This window comes from Microcystis sp. CS-574 (assembly GCF_028329095.1).
Taxonomy (GTDB): Bacteria; Cyanobacteriota; Cyanobacteriia; order Cyanobacteriales; family Microcystaceae; genus Microcystis; species Microcystis ichthyoblabe_A.
In genome coordinates, this window is record NZ_JAQMSY010000197.1 from 1 (window position 1) to 17276 (window position 17276).

Sequence of the window (17276 nt, forward strand, 5' to 3'; positions counted from 1 at the left end):
CCGAGCAATTACAACAGCCGTTTTTACTGCATTGTGCTGACTAAGAACGGTTTCAATTTCTCCCAATTCAATGCGAAAACCCCGAATTTTTACTTGATTGTCAATCCGTCCTAAATACTCAATATTGCCGTCGGGTAAATAACGCCCTAAGTCTCCCGTTTTATATAATCTGCTTTCTGTTTCCTGATGGAAGGGATGAGGGATAAATTTTTCATTGGTTAACTCTGGATGATTGAGGTAGCCTCTCGCTAATCCCGCACCGCCTATGTGTAATTCCCCAGGCACACCAACAGGAACAGGTTGCAAATATTCGTCTAAAATATAGGTTTCTACCTTAGCAATGGGACGACCAATCACTGGTTTGAGGTTAGCTGTGATCAAACATATCGTGCTATCCACAGTGCATTCTGTCGGGCCATAAACGTTATAGAAATTAATGTTTTCAGCCTTGGCCAAAGTAGCCCACATAGATTCATCAATGGCTTCTCCTCCCACCAAGACAGATTGAGGATGATTGTCACTTTCTAGCAATCCTACTGAAATTAGTAGCCTCAGTTGCGATGGTGTGCAATCCAATACATCTATTTTTTGCTGCCGCAGGTGGGATAACATGGCATGGCTATCAAATCGCACCTTTTCTGGCACAATGTTCAGGCTATGACCATATATCAGTTGAATAATTTGTTGCACAGAAGCGTCAAAAGCTAAAGAGGCATTGATGCTGACTCGCAATGGGGAAATCTGATGGTGAGCATAGATAGCTTCATGCAGTCCGTGAGCAAGATTGACAACGGAGGAGTGCTGAATCATCACTCCCTTTGGCTTTCCTGTTGAACCTGAAGTGTAGATTGCATAAGCTAAGTTTTCCGGTTGAACTTCACAGCAGGGATTTGATTCCTGTGCTTGAGTGATAAACGACCAGTCAGTATCTAAACAAACGATTTCTGATTGGTGTTTTGGAAGTCCTGCGATTAAATGTTTTTGGGTTAACAGAACTCTAATTTGAGCATCTTGGAGGATATACAGTAAACGCTCAGTTGGATATTCTGGGTCAAGAGGAACATAAGCACCACCCGCTTTTAATATCGCTAATAACCCCACAATCATGTCTAAAGAACGTTCAAGACAAATCCCCACTAATTGCTCAGGTTTTACTCCTAAAGACTGCAAATAATGTGCTAACTGATTAGCTCGACAATTTAACTCATTGTAGGTTAATTGTTGCTCTGAATATACAACTGCTACCGCTTCGGGTGTGCGTTTTACCTGTTCTTCAAATAACTGATGAATACAGTAATGATCAGGATAAGACGTTTGAGTTTGATTCCATTCTACTAATAATTGCTGTTTTTCCGATTCAGTCAGTAAAGGTAATTCCCCGATGGTTTGCTGAGGATTGGCTACAATTCCTTTTAATAAAGTTTGGAAATGACCCACCATGCGGGTAATTCTTTCGGCGGTAAATAGGTCGCTATCATATTCCCAAAAACCTTCTAAATAAGAGCCTTTTTCCGTCTCTATTTCCTCTAAAACTAAGCTGAGATCAAACTTAATTCTCTGGTTTTCGACAGCTAGATATTGAGCCTTTAAATCAGGTAATTCTAAAGCATTGAGGGGGGCATTTTGCAGCGCAAACATGACCTGAAATAAGGGATTGTAACTTACACTTCGTTCGATTTCTAACCCATCAACCACTTGTTCAAAGGGGACATCTTGATTAGCATACGCTTCTAAAACAACATTGCGAGCTTGCTGTAATAATCCCGAAAAAGTCGGATTTCCTTCTAGGGAATTCCGTAGCACTAAAGTATTGACAAAAAAACCAATCAAAGGTTCAATTTCTTGTCGGTTTCTGTTGGCGGTGGGTGTCCCGATTAAAATATCATCTTGACCACTATAACGGAAGAGTAAAGTGTTTAAAGCAGCCAGTAAGGTCATAAATAAGGTTCCCCCCGACTTTTGGCTCAAAAGTTTTAGTTTTTCGGTGAGTTCTGAGTTAATTTGAAACGAGATACTATGACCTCGAAAATTGGGAGTAGCCAGACGGGGTTTATCGGTTGGAAGTTCTAATAAAGGAGGAGCGCCCGTTAATTGTTTTTTCCAATAATTTAACTGATTTTCTAAGATTTCACCTTGTAACCATTGTCTTTGCCAGACCGCAAAATCTGCATATTGTATGGCTAATTCGGGTAAATCTACGGTTGAATTGGATAAAAATGCCTGATAAAATTCAGATAATTCTTTAAATAAAATGCCCTTTGACCAACCATCGATAATAATATGATGGAAAACGTTAACTAAAATATAATTTTCATATCCCAGATCAAACAGAGTACATCGTAATAGGGGAGCTTGAGTTAAATCAAAGGGTTTTTGTAGTTCTTCAATAATCTGTTTATCAATTTGATCTTGGGAAATATCCTTTAAATTAATAACTAATAATTTAATCTTTAGAGATGGAGCAATTTTTTGAATAGGTTTTCCTTCAACCATTGGAAAGCTTGTGCGTAAGCTCTCATGCCGTTGAATAATAGCATTAATCGTTTGCTCTAAAATATCAATGTTTAAGCGTCCCGTTAAACGGATGGTTAGAGCTTCATTATAAGCCGAATTTTGCTGATCCATCTGATAGAGAAACCACATTCTCTGTTGAGCAAAAGATAGGGGTAAATCTTCAGTTCGGGCAACGGTATTAATGACCGATTCAAGGGGTTTAGATGGTGTTGCTGCGCTTCTTAAAAAAGTGAGAATTTCTGGTTTTCTTGTGCCGATTTCTTGCTTAATTTCTGGTGTCATCGCCCCTTGGGGAGCTTGATATTTTAACTTATCTTCCTCAAGCCAAAGCTTGATTTCTAAACTATTTAAGTAAGATAAAAATTCTGCGACTTTCATTAATAGTATCCTTTTCCTTAATTGATGTTCTGGTATTTTTGGAATGGGGGTGATGTTTGGCTGAGTTCAGTAGTTCTAACTTGAGCTACTGTTTAGAGATATAATCAACGTTTTTCATAAATTTAAGTACCCTCAAAGACTAAACACTATAGACCAAACAAAAATTATCAATGGTAGGGAGTCGGTGGTTATTGTTAAAATGATTTGCTATGGGAGCAACCGCTTACATACTCCATAAAAAGACTGTTTGGCTATTCATAGCACATTCTGGATGATAAATTTTAGTGATGGATACAATTTTTTACATTTTTTCCAAAATGGCTCTGAAAAGCTTAAATTTTAGTTAGGCTATTTTCATAATTCTCCTTCTTCATAATTTTCTGAGGCTGCTGCCATAACTTTACCACCATGATGCCGCAAAATCTGTTATCGCTTTGAGGAAACGAGGAAGAAAATCGGCGCACCTCATTGCTGTGAAACCTGTATCTCGAAATCTTATCACAGACAAAAAAATTTGTCATGGTCAACGAAATTAGCTAATATGTGGTATTCTGAGAAGCGCTCACTAGCTTTAGCTATCAAAACAATCGTTACTTGTAGTAAGATAACGAGGGTTAAAAAAGCAGTAGCAGGGGGGCTGAGAAAGCGATCACTCTATGCTGACAGATAAAGCGACGGGAGTATGTTAGCACAACTCAAACACAATAACCTTAAAATTGTCGGGGAGCTTTATATTTTCGCCAATTGCCTTCTACACAGGGGAGGGTTTCTCCTGAAACTAGAACCCAACAGACAAACTCAGGATTAACTCCGTCAATCCAGCCAAAATCTAAAATTATTCCAGCAAAATGTCCACAACTCAAATATAAATGCTATATGTCCGCCAAAGTCCCTCAAGATCGATCGACGACTAATATTATCTCCGATGTCAGCAAATTTTGGCACAGTGTCAAGCTGATCGCTGCTCCCTATTGGTATCCTACCGAGTCGGGGGGAAGGACTTTTTCCGATGTGATGAAAGCTTGGGCAATGCTCATCCTACTAATCGGGGCAATCCTAGCGGTTGTAGGCTTAAATGCCTTCAATAGCTTTGTTAGTAATTACTTAGTTGATGTCATTCTTGAAAAAAGTGATTTTGATAAATTTGTCAAAACTTTGGTAGTTTTTGCGGTTGGACTGCTCTTTGTCACCCTTTTAGTTGGCTTGCTTAAATTTCTCAGAAAAAGAATCGCCCTGGATTGGTATGCTTGGCTCAATGACTGGATTCTCAACAAATATTTGCATAATCGCGCCTATTACAGAATTAATTTTAAATCCGATATCGACAACCCAGATCAGCGTTTATCCCAGGAAATTGAGCCGATTACCAGTAAAGCTCTCTCCTTTTTTGCCGTTGCCCTAGAAAATGTCCTAGATATGATCACTTTTTTAGTGATTCTCTGGTCAATTTCTTCCTCTGTCGCCATTATCTTAGTCGTTTGGACAATTCTCGGTAACGTCATTGCTATCTATTTTAACCAAGCTTTAAATAAAATTACTCAAGAAGAATTAGAACTTAAGGCTAACTACAATTATGCTCTAACTCATATTCGTAATCATGCGGAGTCAATCGCTTTCTTTGAGGGAGAAAATCAGGAATTAAATATTATTCAGCGGCGATTTAATAAACTCTTAGACAGCGCTAAACGTAAAATTGATTGGGAGAGAGGCACAGAAATTTTTAGTCGGGGCTATCAGGCGGCAATTCAAGTATTTACTTTTGTCATTTTGGGTCCTTTGTATATCAATAGTGATGGCATTAGTTTCGGACAGGTCGGGCAAGCTTGTTTAGCGGCTAATTTGTTTGCTACGGCGCTGGCGGAATTAATTAGTGAATTTGGCACTTCGGCACAATTTAGCAGTTATGTTGAACGTCTATCGCAATTTTCCCAAGCCTTAGAAGAAGTCATTAAACAACCCGAAAATTTAAGCACGATTAAAACCATCGAAGAAAACCAATTTTCCTTTGAAGATGTCACCTTGCAAACTCCCGATTATGAACAGGTGATTGTCGAAAACCTCTCCCTTTCTGTTCAGCCAGGACAAGGTTTATTAATTGTCGGGCCGAGTGGTCGGGGTAAAAGTTCTTTGCTACGCGCTATCGCCGGTTTATGGAATGCAGGAACCGGCCGATTAGTGCGTCCCCCCCTAGAAGAAGTATTATTTCTGCCCCAACGTCCCTATATAATATTAGGAACCTTGCGAGAACAGTTACTTTATCCCAATCGCAATCAAGAAACCAATGAGATAAAATTGAGGGAAGTTTTACAAGAAGTCAATCTCCAAAATTTACTAAATCGAGTCAATAGCTTTGATACAGAAGAGCCGTGGGAAAACATTTTGTCCTTGGGAGAACAACAACGTTTGGCTTTTGCTAGGGTCTTAATTACCCGTCCCAGTTTTACTATCCTCGATGAAGCCACAAGTGCTTTGGACTTAAACAATGAGGAAAATTTATATCGGCAATTGCAGAAAACTCACACAACTTTTATTAGTGTTGGACATCGGGAAAGTCTCTTTAACTATCATCAATGGGTTTTAGAACTCTCTAGTAATTCCCATTGGCAACTGCTTACAGTGGAGGAATATCGCCGACAAAAAGTGAAAGAAATTATTAATATTTCTGTCGATAATTCTCAAGATAGGCTCGAAGATTTACCGAATCAGGAAACCGAGGTCAATCCTAAAATCAATTCTGCCAAGGAACCACCCCCCGAATCGCCAACGACAACAATCTTAACAGAAGTCGAAGAGGGACTTTCCCATGCACAAATGAAGGAATTAAGCGACTATTCCCTCAGTAGCATTAGAAGCAAAGCCAGTCAGGGAAAATCAATTACGGGGAAAGATGGACTGACCTATCGCTATGACAAAGACCCTAAAATCTTAAAATGGCTAAGAGTTTAGCCGATGAGAGACGGGTCAAAAAACAACGTTATACCATTACACCAACTTAGCTACCAAAAAAATGAATCAAACTCTGGTTAATCAACAACAGTTCTTCCAAGAAATCGTCCAAGATATCGAGCAAAATAAAATTGCAATCGCGGCGAAAAAACTGCGTCAACAGGAAGCAGATAGCTGTGAAATTCCGGCTCAGTGGCTCTGGAAAACAGCAGCAGCTTTGGAAACCAACGACTGGAGCATTTTATCAGAAGATTTCATTAATCTGAATTTTATCGGCAAAAATGGTTATTTTCTCATGATTGCTCCCTATCGCATCAATCGTCAGGGAGAACGACAACTCACTTTGAGTGCGATTTACGGAAAAATTCACCAAAATAGTCAACCTTCTATCGAACAACTAGAAAGCTTGACTCGTGAAAAATTTGGCAGTCTAAGACAACCGATTCCCAGAAATTTATCCTTTACTGAAATTGCTAGTTGTGGCACGGTTAAAGGTGAAAAGGGGGAGGCTTTTATCGTTCCCTATAGGTGGACTTTTCCCAATAGTGTTCAAGGACCAGCTTTAAATAATGCCAGTGAGCAAAAACGACGCTTTTCCGGTTCTAGCTACGAATGTATCCGAAAAATTTTTGAGCCAGAAACGGCCGATTTGCTATTAGGACCCCTGGAGGATCAAATTAATGGTGAACGCTATCGCCATCTCGATACCCAATTCCATGAAGCGGGTCATGCTAGTGGGTTAGGATTTGACTTAAAACTCAAAAATAAACTGTTTCAAAACTATACCTATGCCGGAGTCGAGGAGTGGCGCTCAGATAGTTTAGGCTTTGAATTTGCCGATTGTGCTTTACCTGCCGAAGAAGCGGGAAAATTAGTCGCTGTTAATTTCTGCATTCGCTTTGGTTTAGATGCTCACCGTTTAGGGGGTTTAGAAAAAGATGTGGATGTCCACGCTAGTTTGATCAGTTTGGAATATCTCTTGCAAAATGATGCTATTTATCTCACAAAAAATGGTCAATTGGCCCTGCGGAATATCAGTTATCCAGGCTTACTAAAAGCGGTGGAAATGCACCGAACAAAAGCCTTATCTCTAACGCGAAGGGAGTTGAATCTAAATAGTCCAACAGGTCTTTTTGCTCTGTATAAAGTAGAGATTCATCCCGCAACCCAATTAATTTTTCAGGGACTAATTGTAGAGCGCTGCCGCGGAATTTGGTCAGAGTTACAATAAGTACCTAGGGTTTGCTGATAACCGGCCCGGGGAGGGATGTCAGTCAGCCATGAGCATTCCACCAAAGCCTATTGATGGCGATAGGGATTGGGGTCAACTCCTCTGAGTTTCTAGCCACAGCAAGTGCCAGCCTAGGAATATTAGTCGTTGACTCCTAAGTAGCTGTTTGCAATTAAATAGAAGATAGGTTTTGCACTCGATCCCCCCTGCCCCCCTTAATAAGGGGGGTGCCGACAGGCGGGGGGATCTTAGAGTTTTTTACGCCCATCTACTTACACATTTATTTATATATATATCGCTAGATAACTAAAATGTGTTAAACTAGGGGGTAGCATTCTGGGGAATCACGACAAATAGATCAGTCTCTTATTAGTCAGAATCCCTGAACCCCTGATTACCTCTTTCTCCCCCGGTCGGTGACAAAACCAATGGCTGAACAACGCTCTGTACTAAAATTTAATGGCATCGATGATCATATTGATCTATCCCACGGATTTCTTGACATCGATCAGAGTATTACCATTACATTTTGGGCAAAAGGGGAAAATAATTTAGCTACAGAAACGACTCTTTTAGAAGCTGTTAATCGGGAAAATAACCGCGTTCTACATATTACCCTGCCTTGGGGCGATCCCGTGAAACCTGCGATTTTTTGGGATGCGGGAAATGAAGAAGGTTTCGATCGAATTGAAAAAAAAGTCAAGCTTAAGGATTATAGTGATTGGACTCATTGGGCCTTTGTCAAAAATGCGACCACAGGCCGAATGTTGATCTATCGCAATGGTATCATTTGGCATCGTGGCAACGGTCATAACCGTGCCTTAACGGGGATTGAAAAAATCATCTTGGGAGCCTCTGTTAATCTCTCTCATTATTGGCAAGGTTGTCTTGCAGAACTTTCTGTTTGGAATCAAGCGCGTAGCCAAGAAGAAATCCAAAAAGCGATGTATCAATCTCCCTTAGTTGATGACCTTGGCTTAGTTACTTATTTATCACTCAATGGCAGTGCCGAGGATCAAACAAGTTATAGCAATCATGGTATTCTTTATGGGACAACCTGGCAACTAGATAGTCTTCCCTCCAAACCGACCTCGATCCCTAAATCAAAAACTCAGACTAGCAGTAAAGCTAGAAGGAGTGCGAAAAGGATAACAATGGTCAACGAAATTTTTAACTCCCTTGAAGAAGAAGAAGTGGTTGAACAGGATGCTCCAGCAGAAAATCAAGAACCTTCCCGGGAAGATAATTCAGAATCAATTATAATTGCCGCAGAAGCTGCTCTTGCCAGTAATGAAATTGAGGAGATTACTAAAACGGCAATTTCTCAACCGGATATACTGACTTATTCAAACCAGAAAAAACGGTTAATTATTTGTTGTGATGGTTCTTGGGAAAACTCTGGCAGTGCTTACCCCACCAACGTGGTTAAATTCGCCGAATCTATTAAGTATATTGCCGAGGATCAAACCCCTCAAATCGTCTTTTTGTCAGGTTCTGGCAGCGCCGAAGATAACGAATTTATTAAAAGTTTAGGGAATGAAACTTTTGGCTGGGGCCTTGATCGGATGATTCAAGATGCCTATCGTTTTCTTGTCCTTAACTACAATCCCACAACCGAGGATGAAATTTATTTGTTAGGTTTTAGTCGAGGAGCATATATCGTTCGTTGTTTGGCTAGTTTTATCGATAAATGTGGAATCCTAAAACGATCTAAGATTAAAGAAATTCCCCTAGCTTATCAACTTTATCGAGACCACAACGTTAGTTTCGATAGTGCCAAAGCTCAACAATTTCGTGCCGCTAATGCTAAAAAAATTGAGACAGAAAAGGAAGATTTTCAAGATCGTATTCCAATCAAGATGTTAGGTTGTTGGGATACAGTTGGTCATTTTGGTATTCCTGATTTAACTCCTTGGTTTCCCCTAGCTAAGTTTTATCATAAAAAATATGAATTTAGTAACACAAAATTAAGTCCGATTATCCAAAATGCTTTTCATGCTGTTGCCATTGATGAAAAACGGAAAAACTTCCCTTCCACTCCGATCAAAGCCAACCCCGAAAATCCTGAACAAGTTGTCAAAGAAGTTTTATTTGTCGGTGAACATACCTGTCTAGGTGGTGGTAAAAAAGAATATCAAGGACTTTCCGACTACCCCTTACAATGGATGATTAATCAAGCCAAAAAATTGGGATTAGAGTTTGACTCAACCACCTCTGAATTTGAGGAATTCCCAATTAAACTAGACCCCACCATCAAGTTCGATAATACCCTTAAGGGATTGTCGGCCTTGGGAGGTGAGCAATGGCGATATTTCAATACAAAAGTTGTCACTGTTCATCACAGTGTGGTAAAACGATTAAAGGCTTTTTCCGATTATCGTCCCAAAAGTCTTGAACCTTTTCTTCAAGCTTTACTTGACGGCGATCAACAGATAGATTAACCTTGCTTTAGAATTAAACTAATCCTTCGCTAGAAATTTGAGGTGATTTTTATGGAACTCGATAACATTATCAAAAAAGTGGCAGGTGCTTATTTAGCTTCGGCTGTTATTGCTGTCATCGTGCTAATTCTAACCCTCGGACAACCCTTTGTAGTTTTTATGGGTATTGGAGCGATGGGGTTGGTTACTGTCCTAGGAGATGCGATCGCTCAGTACGGAATTGAAGCGGTTCTGAATGCTTTTTACACTGAGCGAAGTAAAAAAGAATCCCTGGAAACACTTTTGGCTGAAATTGATGCTTTACCTCTGACTGATGACCTGAAATTAAAAACCAAAAAACACTTGACTGACCATCAAGAACAGACAGTAAAGCAGCAAGAAACGGTAACTGAGCCAACTCCTGAAAGTCCTCAAACAGTTGTTATTGAAAAGGAACCAGTTGTTGAAAATGAACCAGTTGTTAAAAATGAACCAGTTGTTGAAAATGAACCAGTTGTTGTTGAAGTTGAAAATGTTTAATTAGGTATTGCTCCCTCTTGTAATAGCTGGGAGCAGCGGGTGATTATTGCTAAGTACTGAGGAATTTTTTGGTCTAAGATAGCTATGCTAAATAGGAACTCTCCACATCTGATGACCTATAAAAAAATTGCCATTTATGAGCAAAGCTATCAACTTCCTGTTTTTAAAAATAGATACTTAAAGAATTTTCAGAAAATCATCAAGGAACGTCGGAAATTAATTCAAGAAGGAGTTCGCTACCATTACTATTTTGGTAAGATTATTAAACGAAAAGAAAAAATTACTCAACAAGAAATCTTGATTGAGACTCAGTTATTAATTAAAGACTATAATTTATTAATTAACGGGCTAGAAATCTATCAAGACGGATATTATCGTTTTTTACTCCAACTCAGTGACAATCTCAAAATTTTATTTTCCCAAAAATATCAAGAATTAAAAATCTTAGACTACGAGAGAATAAAGTTAGAGATTAAAAATAATAATAATCAAAATATTCTCAATCAACTCAAGCTAGAAAAACAGGAAAATTTTCGGGCAATTTTGCTACTGGGAAAAACATCTTTTTTGATGTTGAGAAAAACTAAATTACTAGGGGAAGGAGTTCAGAAATTAGCCGAGGATACTCAAAAGCAGAAAAAAATTGTGCAAGCAATTATTCAAGAACTCAAAATTTATGAGGAATTAAATCATTATCAACTCAAATCTCAACGAGTTCGCCAAGAAATTGCTGATCTTGCCCAAAATGCGATTAATTTTGAAAACTACCTACAGGACTATTTTGCTCCTTTTCAATTATTAATAGAAGAAGTCATTAAGGTGGACGAAGAATTTTATGCAACGGTTGGAGAAATTAAGTATTTGGTAGACAATATTTTTCAACCTCAGCCTGATCTCTTAGAAACGTCAGATTCCAGCATAAGTTCTGAGTTTTTGCTAAATTTTCTAGCGACTGGTTACGAGAAAGAAGCAAGGTTAAAAGAGGCTTTTTCCTCTGATCAATTTAATGATTACTTATTCAATGAAAGTGAATGGTCAGCACAATTCATTTCCCTAGAAAAAACCATCAATAAATTATCTGATCATTTAGCAGAACAAGAGGCTTGTCAAAAAGACGCTATCCCAAAAACTCCCCTAGCAATAGTTGTCTCTCAATTCACTCAAAACAATCTTGACAAATCTTCTAGTTCTAAAAATCCCCCGACTTCCCCAAATATCTTAACTCAAGAATCGGCCGATCTTGATTATAATCAATTACAAGATTTGCTAAGAAAGCAACAGTGGCAAGCGGCTGATCGCCAAACAACCAAACTACTATTAAAAATTTTGGGTAGAACCTACTGGAATGAGGTTTATCCTCAAGATATTGCTCAATTACCTTGTTCGGAACTGAAAAAAATTGATCAACTTTGGCTGCATTATAGTAATGGTCATTTCGGGTTTAGTATTCAGCAGGCCATTTTCTCTAGTCTCGGTGGTTTAGTGGATTATGAAACCCAAAAGAAACTTGGCGATCGCCTAGGTTGGCGGAAGGAAGGTAAATGGCTCAATTATGAGCAACTAAACTTTCAATTAGAGCCGAATTCTCCCCTCGGTCATTTACCGGTTCATTGGTTGATTTTTGAGGAAAATCTTGGTGATCCATCTGCCGAGGTTTCTGATCATCAAAACTCCGTGGCTTTCTGGAGAGTTGGCAATTGGTTATTGTGGCAACTTCACCTCGTTTTCAGCAAAATTCAAGCCTGTGGAATTATTCCTCTGTCTGACTTTTAAAGCCATTATCCCATTAAAAACTGATTTGGTATCCCTACCAATTTCTTGACCGATAGTTAACTCTTAATCAGAAAAATATCGCAAAAAAATCTCCCCTTTTTACTGGAAATAAAAAGGGGAGAAAATATTAGATAGCTTTAGGATTCAGTCATCCATTCCGTATGGAAAAACTCACCTCTGGGTTTATCGGTACGTTCATAGGTATGAGCGCCAAAATAATCCCGTTGTGCTTGGGTGAGATTTTGCGGTAAATTGGCCCGACGATAACTATCAAAATAGTCCAAAGAAGAACTAAAAGCCGGGACAGGAATTCCCAACTTATTAGCTAAGACTAACACCTCACGCCAGGCCTCTTGGCGGTCGAGGATACTTTGCTTAAATTCCGGTGCTAACAACAAATTCGGCAGGCCCGGATTTTCCGCAAAAGCTTTGCGAATTTTATCCAAGAAACCGGCCCGAATAATACAGCCGCCCTTCCAGATGCGGGCCGATTCCGGCAGACTGATATTATAGTTAAACTCCTGAGAAGCTTTAGCGATTAAAGCCATACCTTGGGCATAGGAACACATTTTCGAGCAGTAAAGAGCATCACGCACCTTATCCACAAATAGTGCCGCGTCCCCCGGATAGGTTTCCCCAGGTCCGGGTAACTCTTTTGAGGCTGCCACCCGTTCATCCTTATAAGCGGACATCACGCGAGCATTAACCGCAGCATAAATGGTCGGAATTGGCACCCCCAACTCCAAGGAACTTAACACGGTCCAGCGTCCTGTTCCCTTTTGTCCCGCCGAATCCAAGATTAAATCTACTAGATGATGACCGGTTTCTGGGTCAACACACTTAAAGATATCGGCGGTAATTTCAATTAAATAAGAATTAAGCTCATCGGTGCGGTTCCACTCGGCGAAAGTTTCCTGTAACTGCTGATTGCTTAGTCCTAGACCATTTTTCAGCACATCGTAGGCTTCGGCAATTAACTGCATATCGCCGTACTCGATGCCATTGTGAACCATTTTCACATAATGGCCCGCACCACCAGATCCCACATAGGTGACACAGGGACCATCATCGACTTGGGCGGCAATTTTGGTTAAAATCGGCTCTAATTCCCGATAGGCGAACTCTGTACCCCCCGGCATCAGGGAAGGACCGTGCAGAGCGCCTTCTTCGCCACCACTGACTCCCATACCGACAAAACCGAGTTTAGTGGTTGATTCTAGGTCGCGGGTGCGTCTTTCCGTGTCCTCGTAGAGGGAGTTACCGCCATCGATAATCATATCCCCTTCTTCGAGAAGGGGTTTTAATTGTTCGATCACGGCATCCACCGGCGGGCCAGCTTTTACCATGACCAGAATTTTGCGGGGACGCTCTAAAATTTGGACGAATTCTTCTAAACTATAGGCCGCCTTGACATCTTTGCCGACGGCGCGAGTTTCCATAAATTCTTGAGTTTTGCTGGCGGTGCGATTGTAAACAGCGATGGGAAAACCCCGACTCTCCACATTGAGAGCGAGATTTTCTCCCATGACAGCTAGTCCGATAACACCGAAGGTACGTTTAGTCATAGAAATTCAGTCTCGGCTGATGCGTTCTTCCTCCCCTTTTAGCGCCTACTTTCCCTAAGATAGCTAAACTTTCCCTATTTCTTAAGCCTTGACTAATCAGTGATCAGTGATCAGTAATCAGTAATCAGTGATCAGATTTGGGTTTTCAGTGACCGGCATTGAGTGAGGAGTGTGACAGCGTTTCTCCTCAAGATGAAGTGTAATCCAAGTAGATAGGTATTAAAAACTTTCAGATCCCCCCGCCTATCGGCACCCCCCTTATCAAGGGGGGCAGGGGGGATCGAACCTAAAATCCATTTTTAATTTAATTATAACCAGCTACTTAATTTGGTATCACCCCCCGACGACTGGCTACTGTTGCCCGTTCCCTAAAACCAGAGACTTCCTACCTCACCATTAAGATAACTGCTATAAATGGCATTAACAGTGCTGTGTTTTCACTGATGACTGAAAAACCCCCAAGCGCAGAAAAGTTAATGCTAATGTTAAATTAAATTAAGAAAATCCCCATTATTCCTCAGCTTATATGCAGTTAACTTGGCTTGATAGTAATTCTTGGTTAATCGAAATCGGGGGAAAACGCCTGCTTCTCGACCCTTGGTTGGTAGGTTCCCTGACTTTTGGTAATTTAACTTGGCTATTTGAGGGCAAAAAAACCGCTAATCATGCCATTCCCGAAAATATCGATCTGATTCTTCTCTCCCAAGGTTTGGAAGATCACGCTCATCCTCCCACTTTACAGGTACTCGATCGCCAAATTCCCGTGGTAGCTTCTCCAAATGCCGAAAAAGTGGTTCGAGCGCTTAATTATACCCATCGCATTTCTTTAACCCACGGCTCTAGTTATATCTTTGACAATGCGATCGAAATTACTGCTGTCCCCGGTTCTCCAGTCGGGCCGACTCTGGTGGAAAATGGTTATGTTATCAAGGAATTAGCGACAAATCAGAGTATCTACTACGAACCCCACGGTTATCATTCTCCTAGCCTCGATTCTCTCGGTAAAATTGATGTTATTATCACTCCTTTGATTGACTTAAAAATACCTTTCCTCGGACCGGTAATCAAAGGACAAGAAAGCGCCTTAGCAGTCTGTCAACGCTTGCAGCCTCAATATATTATTTCTACGGCTGCTGGTGGTGATATCGAGTTTAAAGGATTATTAATGGCGGTGTTAAGTGCTGGGGGTAGTCCCGAATCTTTTCAAGAATTATTAACATCCCATGACTTGCCGACAAAGATAATTGATCCTCGTCCTTGGCAACCTTTTACAGTGGAATTGGGCGAGTGCGTTCCTGGTTTGAGCTAATCTAAGTTAAGGGAAGAATAGAAAAAAGTCAAAACTTTCTTCCCGATTTTTATCTAAAAAAGTAGAATTTTTGTTATATCTTTGCTGGCTACAGATAACATTAATTGTTTTAAAAAACTGGCTCTCTTGCATATTGGATGTAAAATGGGTAAAACCCCACACCCCACACCCTGCCCCCAGGAAAAACTTTTTGCCGCAAACCCTAATTAAAAGTGGCTCTTCTTTACTAAATTGTCTATGAATCAGTTGCCCTTATTTTCTCAGTCAAAATCAGTGCGAGACTTTTATCAACCTGATGCCGAAATAATTCTTTATCAAGGAGATAGCAATAATTTTATCAAGACTATACCAGATAATTCTGTGAGCTTGATTATTACTTCTCCTCCCTACAATTTAGGAAAAGACTACGAAAAAAAAATCTCTTTGGATACTTATCTGGAAACCCAAACCAAAATTATGCGAGAATTCCCTAGAATCTTGCAAGATAATGGCAGTATTTGCTGGCAGGTGGGAAATTTCGTTCAAGAGGGAGAAGTTTATCCTTTAGATATTTTTTATTATCAGCTATTTAAACAAATGGGTTTCTTTTTAAGAAATAGAATTGTCTGGCATTTTGGCCATGGATTACATACCTCTAAAAGATTTTCTGGCAGGTATGAAACTATTTTATGGTTGACAAAAACCGATAAATATATCTTTAATCTTGATCCGGTGAGAATCCCCGCTAAATACCCTGGTAAGCGCCATTTTAAAGGTAAAAATATCGGTAAACCCTCTGGTAATCCTTTAGGGAAAAATCCCAGCGATGTTTGGGAGTTTTTAGCACAAGAATGGGATGAGTTACTGTGGGATATTCCTAACGTTAAATCTAATCATCCAGAGAAAACTATCCATCCTTGTCAATATCCAATCGAATTAGTAGAAAGATGTGTTTTAGCCTTGACAAATGAGGGGGATTGGGTTTTTGATCCCTTTGCCGGGGTTGGAACTTCTCTGATTGCTAGTATTATGCACAATCGTCGAGTGATGGGGAGTGAAAAAGAAGCAGAATATGTGAAAATTGCCCAAGAAAGAATCGCTGCTTATTTGCAAGGAAATCTCAAAATTCGTCCTTTAGGAAAACCTATTCATCAGCCTACTGGCCAAGAAAAAGTCGCTCAAATTCCCGAAGAATGGCACAATAATATATAGGAAGTAAAACTGAATCTCCCCAAGAAAGTACAGGTTTTTGCTCTCATATACTTGGGTTTTAATGCTTAGTGCCGTCTAACCCATCCTACAATGATTGATAAGTTTTTTTGTCACCATTTTTAGAGAAAACTTTGCAGAATTGTGGCGGTTTCTTGACCAGTTTTTTCCCAACTAAAAAGCTCGGCGCGTTGGCGACTCAGGGATTTTAATTTAAGACGTAATTGTTCATCAGTAGCGATTTGCTGCATTGCCTCTCTCATCTCATCAATACTATAGGGATTAATTAAAATTGCCGCATCTCCTGTGACTTCCGGGAGAGAGGAAAGATTAGAAGTAATCACAGGAGTTCCACAGGCGATCGCTTCTAGTACAGGTAATCCGAAACCTTCCCAAAGGGAAGGATAAACTAAAGCAGTTGCTTGGTTTAAAAGTTGCGGCAATTCTTCATAAGAAACATAGTTTAAAAATTGCACCCGTTGAGAGATTGATAATGCTTCTACCTGTTGCTGTAGAGCAGGGGTAAAACGGGGGTCAAATTGACCGACAATTAATAATTGATATTCGGGATCGATTTGGGAAAAAGCAGTAATTAAACGAGCGAGATTTTTATGAGGATCATAACGACCAAGATAGAGAAAATAGGGACGAGTCGCCAGATTTAGAGGACGAAAATTATCAGAATCATATCCAGAAAGAATCACGGTTATTTTGTCAATAGGTATGTTAAAAAACTTATTAATATCCGAGGCAGTTGCTTGGGAAACAGCGATAATATGTGTGGCTTTTTTCAGGACTTGAGGTAAATAGTATTTATTATAAAAAGTTAAAGGAGAAAATTTCGGGAACCGCAGGGGAATTAAATCATGAACTGTGACAATATAGCGGCAATTTCCATAAATAGGTGCTTCTGGAATAGGGGTAAATAGCAGGGAAGACTTTAATTGTTGATAGGTTTGATAGAGTTGGGTTTCTGTCCAAATTAAGCGCCTAATATTGTCTTTAGTTCCCTGCTCTTGGGTGAGGTTTGCCGACACAGGATAGGTGTTAAAATCTGGGTAACTATTAGAAGTGATTAGGGTAGGATTTAAGTTAGCTAATTGAGGAATGAGATTTTTAGTATAGGTAGTCAATCCAGTATATTTAGTACCGAGAAAAGCGAGATTGATTAATAATTGATTATTCCTATTCATAGATATTAGCTACTTAAGTAGGTAGGTGTTAAAAGTTGTCAGACACCACCCTTATCAAGGGAAGATTAAGGGGGGATCAGCACCCCCCTTATCAAGGGAAGATTAAGGGGTGATCAGCACCCCCCTTATCAAGGGGGGATTAAGGGGTGATCAGCACCCCCCTTATCAAGGGGGGATTAAGGGGTGATCAGCACCCCCCTTATCAAGGGGGGATTAAGG

General features: G+C 39.9%; 10 protein-coding genes. 7 read left to right on the forward strand and 3 right to left on the reverse strand.

Translation table 11 applies throughout. The annotated features are described in order from the left end of the window. Nucleotides 1-2892, reverse strand: a 2892-nt coding sequence (locus PN470_RS15870) for a non-ribosomal peptide synthetase (protein WP_271935811.1), incomplete at its 3' end; no start/stop codon positions are given. An 876-nt stretch (nt 2893-3768) separates the two neighbouring features. On the opposite strand from PN470_RS15870, the gene PN470_RS15875 reads away from it, so the two are divergent. The 5 genes from PN470_RS15875 to PN470_RS15895 all read left to right on the forward strand — a co-directional run bounded on the left by PN470_RS15875 (nt 3769) and on the right by PN470_RS15895 (nt 11802). Beyond that, on the forward strand, nt 3769-5838 hold the full coding sequence (locus PN470_RS15875) for an ABC transporter ATP-binding protein/permease (protein ID WP_103113033.1): 2070 nt from the start codon (nt 3769-3771) through the stop codon (nt 5836-5838). 61 nt (nt 5839-5899) lie between these two features. Then, entirely contained in the window at nt 5900-7069 is a 1170-nt protein-coding gene (locus tag PN470_RS15880; RefSeq protein ID WP_271935809.1) for a DUF6014 family protein, read from the forward strand. A 428-nt stretch (nt 7070-7497) separates the two neighbouring features. Then, nucleotides 7498-9510: a phospholipase effector Tle1 domain-containing protein gene (locus PN470_RS15885; protein ID WP_271935808.1), complete on the forward strand. Its 2013-nt coding sequence runs from the start codon at nt 7498-7500 to the stop codon at nt 9508-9510. A 51-nt stretch (nt 9511-9561) separates the two neighbouring features. Then, entirely contained in the window at nt 9562-10029 is a 468-nt protein-coding gene (locus tag PN470_RS15890; protein ID WP_103113036.1) for a hypothetical protein, read from the forward strand. A gap of 111 nt (nt 10030-10140) precedes the next feature. Further along, the gene (locus PN470_RS15895) at nt 10141-11802 is read left to right on the forward strand and encodes a GUN4 domain-containing protein (protein WP_002750763.1); all 1662 of its coding nucleotides are present in this window, start codon (nt 10141-10143) and stop codon (nt 11800-11802) included. A gap of 137 nt (nt 11803-11939) precedes the next feature. On the opposite strand, the gene gnd is transcribed toward PN470_RS15895, so the two are convergent. Further along, nucleotides 11940-13367 carry a decarboxylating NADP(+)-dependent phosphogluconate dehydrogenase gene (gnd, locus tag PN470_RS15900; protein WP_103113037.1) on the reverse strand — a complete coding sequence of 476 codons (1428 nt, stop codon included), beginning with the start codon at nt 13365-13367 and terminating at the stop codon, nt 11940-11942. A 526-nt stretch (nt 13368-13893) separates the two neighbouring features. Between gnd and PN470_RS15905 the strand changes: the two genes are divergently transcribed. Then, entirely contained in the window at nt 13894-14676 is a 783-nt protein-coding gene (locus tag PN470_RS15905; RefSeq protein WP_103113038.1) for an MBL fold metallo-hydrolase, read from the forward strand. A 237-nt stretch (nt 14677-14913) separates the two neighbouring features. Then, a complete protein-coding gene (locus PN470_RS15910; protein WP_103113039.1) occupies nt 14914-15867 on the forward strand; it encodes a DNA-methyltransferase in 954 nt (317 codons plus the stop codon). Nucleotides 15868-15986: 119 nt separating this feature from the next. Here PN470_RS15910 and PN470_RS15915 read toward each other — a convergent pair whose 3' ends face one another. Further along, nucleotides 15987-17057 (reverse strand): glycosyltransferase family 4 protein, encoded by a 1071-nt coding sequence (locus PN470_RS15915; protein ID WP_271935807.1) that lies wholly within the window; start codon nt 17055-17057, stop codon nt 15987-15989. Between the last annotated feature and the right edge of the window lie 219 nt (nt 17058-17276).

Excerpts from the sequence above, each read along its gene's own strand:
- PN470_RS15875 (WP_103113033.1), top strand. The coding sequence starts at position 3,769 with ATGTCCGCCAAAGTCCCTCAAGATCGATCGACGACTAATATTATCTCC.
- PN470_RS15880 (WP_271935809.1), top strand. The coding sequence starts at position 5,900 with ATGAATCAAACTCTGGTTAATCAACAACAGTTCTTCCAAGAAATCGTC.
- PN470_RS15885 (WP_271935808.1), top strand. The coding sequence starts at position 7,498 with ATGGCTGAACAACGCTCTGTACTAAAATTTAATGGCATCGATGATCAT.
- PN470_RS15890 (WP_103113036.1), top strand. The coding sequence starts at position 9,562 with ATGGAACTCGATAACATTATCAAAAAAGTGGCAGGTGCTTATTTAGCT.
- PN470_RS15895 (WP_002750763.1), top strand. The coding sequence starts at position 10,141 with ATGACCTATAAAAAAATTGCCATTTATGAGCAAAGCTATCAACTTCCT.
- gnd (WP_103113037.1), bottom strand. The coding sequence starts at position 13,367 with ATGACTAAACGTACCTTCGGTGTTATCGGACTAGCTGTCATGGGAGAA.
- PN470_RS15905 (WP_103113038.1), top strand. The coding sequence starts at position 13,894 with ATGCAGTTAACTTGGCTTGATAGTAATTCTTGGTTAATCGAAATCGGG.
- PN470_RS15910 (WP_103113039.1), top strand. The coding sequence starts at position 14,914 with ATGAATCAGTTGCCCTTATTTTCTCAGTCAAAATCAGTGCGAGACTTT.
- PN470_RS15915 (WP_271935807.1), bottom strand. The coding sequence starts at position 17,057 with ATGAATAGGAATAATCAATTATTAATCAATCTCGCTTTTCTCGGTACT.